The 9,420-nt window shown below is 70.5% G+C and carries 7 protein-coding genes; 6 read left to right on the top strand and 1 reads right to left on the bottom strand.

Annotated elements, in window-relative coordinates:
- Positions 1-354: 354 nt before the first annotated feature.
- Entirely contained in the window at positions 355-1,611 is a 1,257-nt protein-coding gene (locus RB628_RS29350) for an ATP-grasp domain-containing protein (RefSeq protein WP_318323554.1), read from the top strand.
- A 23-nt stretch (positions 1,612-1,634) separates the two neighbouring features.
- On the opposite strand, the gene RB628_RS29355 is transcribed toward RB628_RS29350, so the two are convergent.
- Complete coding sequence (locus RB628_RS29355; protein WP_318323555.1) at positions 1,635-1,958, bottom strand: DUF427 domain-containing protein; 324 nt, start codon at positions 1,956-1,958, stop codon at positions 1,635-1,637.
- 82 nt (positions 1,959-2,040) lie between these two features.
- Between RB628_RS29355 and RB628_RS29360 the strand changes: the two genes are divergently transcribed.
- From RB628_RS29360 to RB628_RS29380, 5 genes are all read left to right on the top strand, one after another.
- Positions 2,041-2,580, top strand: coding sequence for a TIGR00730 family Rossman fold protein (locus RB628_RS29360; RefSeq protein ID WP_318323556.1), 540 nt, complete (start codon positions 2,041-2,043; stop codon positions 2,578-2,580).
- 21 nt (positions 2,581-2,601) lie between these two features.
- Positions 2,602-3,300 carry an SDR family oxidoreductase gene (locus tag RB628_RS29365; protein WP_318323557.1) on the top strand — a complete coding sequence of 233 codons (699 nt, stop codon included), beginning with the start codon at positions 2,602-2,604 and terminating at the stop codon, positions 3,298-3,300.
- A gap of 290 nt (positions 3,301-3,590) precedes the next feature.
- Complete coding sequence (locus RB628_RS29370) at positions 3,591-4,592, top strand: methionine synthase (protein WP_318323558.1); 1,002 nt, start codon at positions 3,591-3,593, stop codon at positions 4,590-4,592.
- Between the two features lie 15 nt (positions 4,593-4,607).
- Entirely contained in the window at positions 4,608-6,803 is a 2,196-nt protein-coding gene (gene ligA / locus RB628_RS29375) for an NAD-dependent DNA ligase LigA (RefSeq protein WP_318323559.1), read from the top strand.
- Positions 6,804-7,022: 219 nt separating this feature from the next.
- Complete coding sequence (locus tag RB628_RS29380; protein WP_318323560.1) at positions 7,023-9,350, top strand: bifunctional diguanylate cyclase/phosphodiesterase; 2,328 nt, start codon at positions 7,023-7,025, stop codon at positions 9,348-9,350.
- The last annotated feature ends 70 nt before the right edge of the window (positions 9,351-9,420 follow it).

The raw sequence follows: 9,420 nt of genomic DNA on the forward strand, positions 1-9,420 counted from the left end.
CTGACGCCCTGACGCCCTGACGCCCTGACGCCCTGACGCCCTGACGCCCTGACGCGAACGTACTGACCAACGCTGACTCGAATGCTCTGGTCCAACGCTGACCCGAACGCCCTGGCCAACGCTGACTCGAACGCTCTGACCCGAAGGCCCTGGTCCAACGCGCTGACCCGAACGCCTGGTAGGCACGCGCTGGCCCGAACGCCCTGGCCAACGCTGACCCGAACGCTTTGGTCCAACGCGCTGACCCGAACGCCTGGTAGGCACGACCTGGCCCGAACGCCTGGTACGCACGCCCTGGTACCCACGCCCGAACACCCCACCACAGCCCGCAACTTCACCACCCCGGGAGCACACATGGCCGAGGCGAGCAGCCCTCACCTCCTCTTCGTCGGCGGCGCAGGAAACGCCACCCTTGGCGTGGACGTCGTAGAGGCGGCCCTACGCGAGGCCCAGGCCCGCGGCCTGCGCATCCATGTCACCAACCAGGAGGACACGCTGGCGGCCACCCCCACGGTCAGCGCCCTGGCCGACACCGTCTCGGCCGTCGACTTCTCCGCGCGCGGCGAGAGCGCCGCCTGGGTGCGCGACCGGATCGCGGCCGGGGAACAGTACGAAATCGTCTTCGGTGTACGGGAGATGGCACAGGAGGCGGTCGCCGAGGTCGCCGACGCGCTGGGCCTGCCCGGCAACACGCCCGACGCCGTCCACCGCGTCCGCACCAAGGACGAGGCCCGCGCCCACCTCACCGCGGCAGGCTTCCTCCAGCCCGCTTTCCGGGTCTGCGCGAACGAGTCGGAGGCCGGCGACTTCCTGGCGGACTCCACGGGCCCGTGGGTGGTGAAGCCGCGCGACGCCATGGGAAGTGAGGGCGTCACCCGCGTCGAGTCGGCGGACGAGCTGGCGGCGGCGCTGGAGTTCCTGCCCGGCAAGGACGTGGAAGGCGTGTCGTTCATCGTCGAGGAGTTCGTGGAGGGCCCGGAGTACAGCGCGGAGGGCGTGTTCATCGACGGCGCTCCCCACGTCCTCGCCCTGACCTCGAAGGAACTGCTCCCGCCGCCCAACTTCTTCGAGATCGAGTACGTCATCCCGGCGGTTCTCCCGGACGAGACGGCCGCCGAGATCGAGAAGCAGGTCGTCGCCGCTCTGACGGCCCTGGAGCTGCGCTTCGGCCAGTTCCACGTCGAGCTGTGGTGGACCGGGCGGGGCGTGGTCCTCGGCGAGGTCCACGTACGCAACGCCGGCGGCTGGATCCACCGCATGCTCCCGCACGTCATCCCCGGCCTCGAGTGGTTCGGCCTGGTCTACGACGACGTCCTGGGCAGGCCGGTCGACAAGGCCGCGCTGAAGCCCGTACGCGGATCGGCGATACGCTTCCTCACCCCGCCGCCCGGCCGCCTGACGGCGGTCGAGGGCTGGGACGAGGTACTGGCCCACCCCGCGCTGATCCACGCGGAGCTGGCCATCGCCCCCGGCGCGGTCGTCGCCGGGCATCGCTCGGTGTGGAACCGCGTCGGCCACATCGCGGTCGGCGCGGACACCCCGCAGGAGGCACAGGCACTGGCCCGGAAGCTGGAGGCGGGTGTGCGGTTCGTGACGGAACCGGTGGATTAGGACCTGGGAGGGCTCTGGGAGGTCTACACGGTCTCCACCTCGTAGAAGCAGAGGTGGTCCTTGATCCGGGCCACCTCCGGCTTCGGCTCGGGGTACGCCCAGACGAGGTCGGCGGTGTCCGGCAGGGACCAGTAGGACGCCGTGCCCTTGAAGGGGCAGTACGTGTGGCTCTCGGAGGGCGCCAGCAGGTCGAGGCGGACATCCTCCGCGGGCAGGTAGTACCGCGGGGGACAGCCGGTCTCGCGCAGGACGAGGGCTCGCGTGCTCTCGGCGAGCACCCGGCCGCCGTGGACGGCCCGTACCCGCTCGGTGTGCTGCTCGATGGTGATCGTGTGTCCTTCAGCCATGTCGAAAGAGCGCTTGCGGAGCCCGGGTTGTTCCCCGATCCGCCTCCGATCCGTCCGCGATGTTCCCCCGTACGGTGACGGCATGAACATCTGTGTCTTCCTCTCCGCCGCCGACCTGGACGACCGCTACACACGCCCCGCGCGGGAGTTCGCGAAACTGCTCGGCAAGGGCGGTCACACCCTGGTCTGGGGCGGCTCGGACGTCGGCCTGATGAAGGTGGTCGCGGACGGAGTCCAGGAGGCGGGCGGCCGGCTGCTGGGCGTCTCGGTGGACTTCCTCGCGGCCAAGGCGCGGCCGGGCGCCGACGAGATGGTGATCGCGCGGGACCTGGGGGAACGCAAACGGCTTCTCCTGGAGAAGGCGGACGCCGTCGTGATCATGGTCGGCGGCACGGGAACGCTCGACGAGGCCACGGAGATCCTGGAGCTGAAGAAGCACAACAAGACGGACATGCCGGTGGTGCTGCTGAACACGGCGGGTTTCTACGACGGTCTGAAGGAACAGTTCCGCCGTATGGAGGCCGAGGGTTTCCTGCCCCGCCCGCTCACCGACCTGGTGTTCTTCGCGGAGGAGCCGGTGGGGGCGCTGGCGTACCTGGAGGAGAGCCAGGGAGGGTCGTGACTCTCAGGCGGTGATGCGAGCATGGCGGGCATGGCTACACATGTGATCACCGGGGCGGGATCGGGTATCGGTGCGGCGGTCGCGCGGCGGCTGCACGCGCGCGGGGACGAACTCGTGCTGCACGCGCGGGACGCGGGACGCGCGAAGGAACTGGCGGCGGAGTTCCCGGGGGCGAGGACGCTGGTGGGCGACCTGGCCGACCCGGAGCGCCTGTCCTGGGCGTTCTCCCACCAGACGCTGCCGGACCGGGTGGACTCCCTGTTGCACATCGCGGGCGTGGTCGATCTCGGCCCGGTCGGCGAGCTGACCCCCAGGACCTGGGTCCACCAGCTGAACGTCAACCTGATCGCGCCCGCCGAACTGACCCGGCACTTCCTGCCCCAACTGCGCGTGACCCAGGGCCAAGTGGTCTTCGTCAACTCCGGTGCGGGCCTGAACGCGAGTGCCGACTGGTCGGCGTACGCCGCTTCCAAGCACGGCCTCAAGGCGCTGGCGGACTCGTTGCGGCAGGAGGAACGCGGGGCGGGGGTGCGGGTGACGTCGGTTTATCCGGGGCGTACGGCGAGTCCGATGCAGGCGAAGGTGCACCAGCAGGAGGGCAAGGAGTACGACGCGTCGAAGTGGATCGACCCGGAGTCGGTGGCGACGACGATTCTGCTGGCGCTGGACCTGCCCAGGGACGCGGAGATCAACGACGTGACCGTACGCCCGGGAAGGTGACGGACGTTTTCGTCCTCGGGGGCGTTGCCCCCGAAGCCCCGCCCCGCGAACGCCGGATGGGCTGAACCAGCCTGTCCGGCGTTCGCGGACCAGGCCTCTTCAGCCCAACCTTCTTGCCACCCATCCGCATCTCAGCCCGTCCAACGTTTGAGGACAAGGCCCGTTCAGGGCCGTAGGCGGGGGTCTGGGGGCGCAGTCCCCAGGGATGGGACGGGCAAGGGCGGCGGGGCGATGAAACCGCCGTCCGCACCCGCGCACCCCTCTCCACCGACATACGTACGCTTCCCCCTGTGAACGCGAACCCCACCTTCGGCCCCGCCACCGGCATCGGCTCCCTCCCCGGCGGCGACACCCGGGAAGCCGTCAAGGCAGCCTCCGGCACCTTCGAGGACTTCCCCTTCCTGCCCGAACTCCCCGCCCGCGGCCCCGGTGCCGACATGATCGGCCGTACCGCCGGACTCCTCGTCGAGATGTACGCACGTGTGGAGCCCAGCGGCTGGCGCCTCGGCGACCGCCCGGGCCGGGACACCAGGCGGGCCCGCTCCTGGCTCGGCGAGGACCTCGACGCGCTGGAGGAGTTCACCCAGGGGTACGAGGGCCAACTGAAGGTGCAGGCCGTGGGGCCCTGGACACTGGCCGCCGGCCTCGAACTCAGGAACGGCGAGGCCGTCCTCTCCGACCCCGGCGCCTGCCGCGACCTCGCCGGCTCCCTCGCCGAGGGCATCCGCCTCCACCTCGACGAACTGCGCCGCCGAGTCCCCGGCGCCCAACTCGTCCTGCAGCTCGACGAACCGTCCCTCATCGCCGTACTGCGCGGCCAGGTGAGATCCGCCAGCGGCTACCGCACCCACCGCGCCCCCGACCGCCAGGTCGTCGAGGCGACGCTCCGTGAGGTCGTCGGCGTGCACGGGGACGGACCGACGGTGGTCCACTCCTGCGCGCCGGACGTCCCGTTCGCCCTGCTGCGCCGGGCCGGCGCGGCAGCCGTCTCGTTCGACTTCTCACTCCTCACCGAGCGTGACGACGACGTGATCGGTGAGGCGGTGGAAGGCGGTACACGGCTCTTCGCCGGTGTCGTGCCGGGCACGGACGGCCCATTGTCAGACCCTGCCGGTAGCGTCAGTGGTGTCAGGACGCTGTGGCGCAGGCTGGGGCTGCATCCGGGGCTTCTCGCGGAGACGGTCACGGTCACTCCGTCGTGCGGACTCGCGGGTGCTTCCCCGCAGTACGCGCGGGCGGCGCTCGCCCACTGCGCCCAGGCGGCGAGATCACTCGCGGACAACCCAGAGTAACGGGAGGAAAACACGGTGGCCGGCGAACAGGACGCACAGACCACATCGGTGCCCGCCGAGGCGCGCGACAGGCACGCCCAGCTCGCCGAGCGCATCGAGGAACACCGCTTCCGGTACTACGTGAACGACGCTCCCGTCGTCAGCGACGCGGAGTTCGACAGGCTTTTGCGCAGCCTGGAGGCACTGGAGGAGGAGTATCCGGAGCTGCGCACCCCCGACTCTCCGACCCAGAAGGTCGCGGCGGCGTACGAGACGGAGTTCACGTCGGTCGAGCACCGCTCGCGCATGCTCTCCCTCGACAACGCCTTCGACGACCTGGAACTGGCGGCGTGGGCGGAGCGCGTCCACAAGGACGTCGGCGCCTCCGAACACCACTTCCTGTGCGAACTGAAGGTCGACGGCCTCGCCGTCAACCTGACGTACGAGCACGGTCGTCTCACGCGCGCGGCGACCCGTGGCGACGGCCGCACCGGCGAGGACATCACGCCCAACGTGCGGACGATCGCGGAGATCCCGGACCGGCTGAAGGGCGACCGGGTCCCGGACCTGGTCGAGATCCGCGGCGAGGTCTACTTCCCGATGGACAAGTTCGAGGAGCTGAACGCGCGCCTGGTCGAGGGCGGCGACAAGCCGTTCGCGAACCCGCGCAACGCGGCGGCCGGTTCGCTCCGCCAGAAGGACCCGCGCGTCACCGCCACCCGCCCGCTGCACATGGTGGTCCACGGCATCGGCGCCCTGGCGGGCTTCCACCCGCTGACCCGGCTCTCGGAGGCGTACACCCTGCTGCACGAGTGGGGCCTGCCGACCACGCGGTACGCGAAGCAGGTCGACGACCTCGACGGCGTAAGGGAGTTCATCGCGTACTACGGCGAGAACCGGCACTCCGTGGAGCACGAGATCGACGGGGTCGTCGTCAAGCTCGACGAGATCCCGCTCCAGGGCCGCCTCGGCTCGACCTCGCGCGCCCCGCGCTGGGCGATCGCCTGGAAGTACGCGCCCGAGGAGGTCAACACCAAGCTCATCAACATCCGCGTGGGCGTGGGGCGCACGGGCAGGGTCACCCCGTACGCGCAGGTCGAGCCGGTGACGGTGGCCGGCTCGGAGGTCGAGTTCGCCACCCTGCACAACCAGGACGTCGTCAAGGCCAAGGGCGTGCTCATCGGTGACACCGTGGTGCTGCGCAAGGCCGGTGACGTCATCCCGGAGATCCTCGGCCCGGTCGCCGACCTGCGCGACGGCACGGAGAAGCCCTTCGTGATGCCGGCCGAGTGCCCCGAGTGCGGTACGCCGCTGCGGCCCATGAAGGAGGCCGACGTAGACCTGCGCTGCCCCAACGGGCAGAGCTGCCCGGCCCAGTTGAGGGAGCGGCTGTTCTATCTCGGCGGGCGCAAGTGCCTGGACATCGAGAACTTCGGTTACGTGGCGGCCGCCGCGCTCACCAAGCCCCTGGAACCGGCCGAGCCGCCGCTCGCCGACGAGGGCGACCTCTTCGACCTCACCATCGAGTGGCTGCTGCCCATCAAGGCGTACGTCCTGGACCAGGACAGCGGGCTGCCCAAGCGTGATTCCAGGACCGGCGAGGAGAAGATCGCCACGGTCTTCGCCAACCAGGAGGGCGAGCCCAGGAAGAACGCGGTCTCGATGCTCGCCAACATCGCCGCCGCCAAGAACCGCCCGCTGGCCAGGATCATCACCGGTCTGTCCATCCGGCACGTCGGTCCGGTCGCCGCCGAGGCGCTGGCCCGTGAATTCCGCTCGATCGAGCGCATTGAGCAGGCCACGGAAGAGGAGTTGGCCACCACGGACGGGGTCGGCCCGATCATCGCGGCCTCGCTCAAGGAGTGGTTCGCGGTGGACTGGCACCAGGAGATCCTGCGCAAGTGGCGGGCCGCCGGAGTGCGTATGGAGGAGGAGGGTTCCGGCGAGGACGAGGGGCCGCGCCCGCTCGAAGGGCTCACCGTCGTCGTGACCGGCACGCTCGAACACCACACCCGGGACGGCGCTAAGGAGGCGCTGCAGAGTCGTGGAGCAAAAGTGACCGGTTCTGTTTCGAAGAAGACGTCTTTTGTTGTCGTGGGTGACAATCCTGGTTCGAAATTCGACAAGGCCATGCAGTTGAAGGTGCCTGTTCTGAACGAGGACGGCTTTGCCGTCCTGCTTGAACAGGGACCCGAGGCAGCGGCCGAGGCAGCGCTTCCGACTGAGGAGTAGGGGTTGAAGACCACCCGATCGGCGCATACCAGATGCATACGGGTGGCCGGGTCGCATTCGGGCAACCGTCGACGACCGCTGCCCGTGGAAGCCTTCCGCGGCCTACTGTTGACGTATGCGCCTGCCGTGCCCGGATGCGGTTTCGGACGCGGTGCCGTTGACGGTTGACGGACAGCGGACCGCGTGGCGTGGGCACCGCCGGCTGTGAGAGGGACGGGAATGGAACCGACCGAAAGCGCCGCCCCTCATTCACGGCTGCGCGGAAGCCGGATATCCGGCGCCTGGCGCCGGGGTTCCGCCCTCCTCACGGGCCGCCGCCCCGAGCCCGGCCGGGAACCGGCGCAGGCCGGCCGCACGGCACGATTCCTGGAACGGGCGGGCGTCGCCGGACGTACGGCCACGGGCACCGCCGGCGGAACCGGACAGCGCATCGTCGCCGACAGCAGGGTCTCGACCCAGCTGACGGCCCACCTCACCGCCGAGGAACGCGCCGCCCGGCTGCACGCCAACGACCCCGAACGCCAGCTGTCCTGGCCCGCGCTGCCCGCGGTGGTCGTCGCGGCCGCCGGGTTCGTCCTAGGCGCCGGCTTCTACCGGGGCTTCACCGGCCACAGCGCGCTCTTCCCGTCCGGCACCGTCGGCTGGGCCCTCGCCGTGCTCACCGGTGTCATCGTCGGCCATCTCGTCGCCCTCGGCCGCGCCCGCTGGTGGGGCGGCACCGGCTCGGGCGCCGCCCTCACCCTCGCCGTACTCCTGCTGTACGGATGGGTGCCGGCCGGCATGGTCAGCCTCACCGTCGTCGTCCTGGTCGGCATAGCCCGGCGCCACCGCTGGCGGCAGGGCATCCTGCACGGCGCGGTGGACATCCTCGGCATCGGTGCCGGCGCGCTGGTGCTCGCCGCGTTCGGCCGGGTCCCGTCCGTCGAGACACCGTGGAACCCGCAGACCTGGAGTGTCTACACGGCACCCGAGGTGATGCTGATCGCGGTCACCTACCTCGCGGTCACCCGCACCCTCCTCTGGTATCTGCAGACCCCGCGCGGCGGACTGCCCACCGTCGCCCGCTCCGCCCTGGTCAGACAGGGCCTCGTCGCGATCGCGCTGCTCGCCATCGCGCCGCTGATCTGCGTCGTCGCCGTCGCCCTGCCGATCCTGCTGCCGCTGTTCGCCATCCCCCTCATCGCCCTCGACTCCACCCTGTGGATAGCCAGGGCCCGCGCGGAGGAACAACTGCGCGACCCGCTGACCGGACTGCCCAACAGACAGTGGCTCCTGGAGCGGACCTGGACGGCCCTCGACGATGCGGAACGCATCGATGCGCGGGCCGCACTGATGCTCATAGACCTCGACCGCTTCCGTTCCGTCAACGACACGCTGGGCCATCTCGCCGGCGACCGCCTCCTCCTGCAGATAGCCGACCGGCTGCGCCTCGCACTGCCGCGCGGCGCGGAGGCCGCACGGCTCGGCGGCGACGAGTTCGCCGTCTTACTGCCGGTCGTCGACTCCACCACGTCCGCCACCCGCGTCGCCCGCAACCTGGTCACCGTGCTCGGCTCCCCGCTCGACCTCGACGGACTCACCCTCGTCCTGGAGGCCAGCGCCGGACTCGCCGTCTTCCCCGACCACGCACTCGACGCGGAGGGGCTGCTGCGGCGCGCGGACGTCGCGATGTACCAGGCGAAGCGGGACCGCACGGGCGTCGAGGTGTACGAGTCCAAGCGGGACTCGAACACCCCGGACCGGCTCGGCCTGCTGGGCGACCTGCGGCGCGCGCTCGACGCCCACGAGGTCGAGCTGCACTACCAGCCCAAGGTGCGCTTCGACGGCCAGGTCGCGGGCCTGGAGGCGCTGGTGCGCTGGGTGCACCCGGAGCGCGGGAAGGTGCCGCCGGACGAGTTCATAGCGATCGCCGAGTCGTCCGGGCTGATGCCGCACCTCACGGAGTACGTACTGGAGACGGCGCTCGAACAGGTCGCGAAGTGGCGCTCCCAGGGGCTGTTCGTCCCGGTCGCCGTCAACGTCTCCCCGCGTGACGTCCACACTCCCGGTTTCGCCGGTTCCGTCGCCGCGCGGCTGAACCGCCACGGGGTCCCGGCGGGGTCGCTCCAACTGGAGATAACGGAACACGTGCTCCTGGAGGACCCGCAGAAGGCCGCGGACACACTGGCCGCGCTGACCGCGCACGGCGTGAAGATGTCACTGGACGACTTCGGTACCGGGTACTCGTCGCTGGTGCATCTGCGGCGGCTGCCGGTGAGCGAGCTGAAGATCGACCGGTCGTTCGTGGGGAGGCTGGCGGTGGACACGGAGGACGCGGAGATCGTGCGGTGCACGGTGGATCTCGCGCACTCCCTGGGGCTGCTGGTCGTCGCCGAGGGTGTGGAGGACGACGAGACGTGGGAGCGGTTGCGGGATCTGGGCTGTGACGCGGTGCAGGGGTGGCTGGTCGCGGCTGCGATGCCTCCCGAGGAGGCCACCGCCTGGTTGCTGGCGCGGGGGACCCGGGGGTGGCAGCGGCCGCGGGCGGCTCTGCCGGCCGCGGAGTGACTTTGGGGAGATCTGGGACTCTGCTGCGCAATTCGCTGGACCCGCAGGAACAGCCGCCCGGAGCACCGAG

Origin of the sequence: Streptomyces sp. ADMS (assembly GCF_033441795.1) — a bacterium.
Classification (GTDB): domain Bacteria; phylum Actinomycetota; class Actinomycetes; order Streptomycetales; family Streptomycetaceae; genus Streptomyces.

Bases quoted from the DNA above. Each gene is read 5' to 3' on its own strand.
- RB628_RS29350 (WP_318323554.1), top strand. From the start codon at position 355: ATGGCCGAGGCGAGCAGCCCTCACCTCCTCTTCGTCGGCGGCGCAGGA.
- RB628_RS29360 (WP_318323556.1), top strand. From the start codon at position 2,041: ATGAACATCTGTGTCTTCCTCTCCGCCGCCGACCTGGACGACCGCTAC.
- RB628_RS29365 (WP_318323557.1), top strand. From the start codon at position 2,602: ATGGCGGGCATGGCTACACATGTGATCACCGGGGCGGGATCGGGTATC.
- RB628_RS29355 (WP_318323555.1), bottom strand. From the start codon at position 1,958: ATGGCTGAAGGACACACGATCACCATCGAGCAGCACACCGAGCGGGTA.
- RB628_RS29380 (WP_318323560.1), top strand. From the start codon at position 7,023: ATGGAACCGACCGAAAGCGCCGCCCCTCATTCACGGCTGCGCGGAAGC.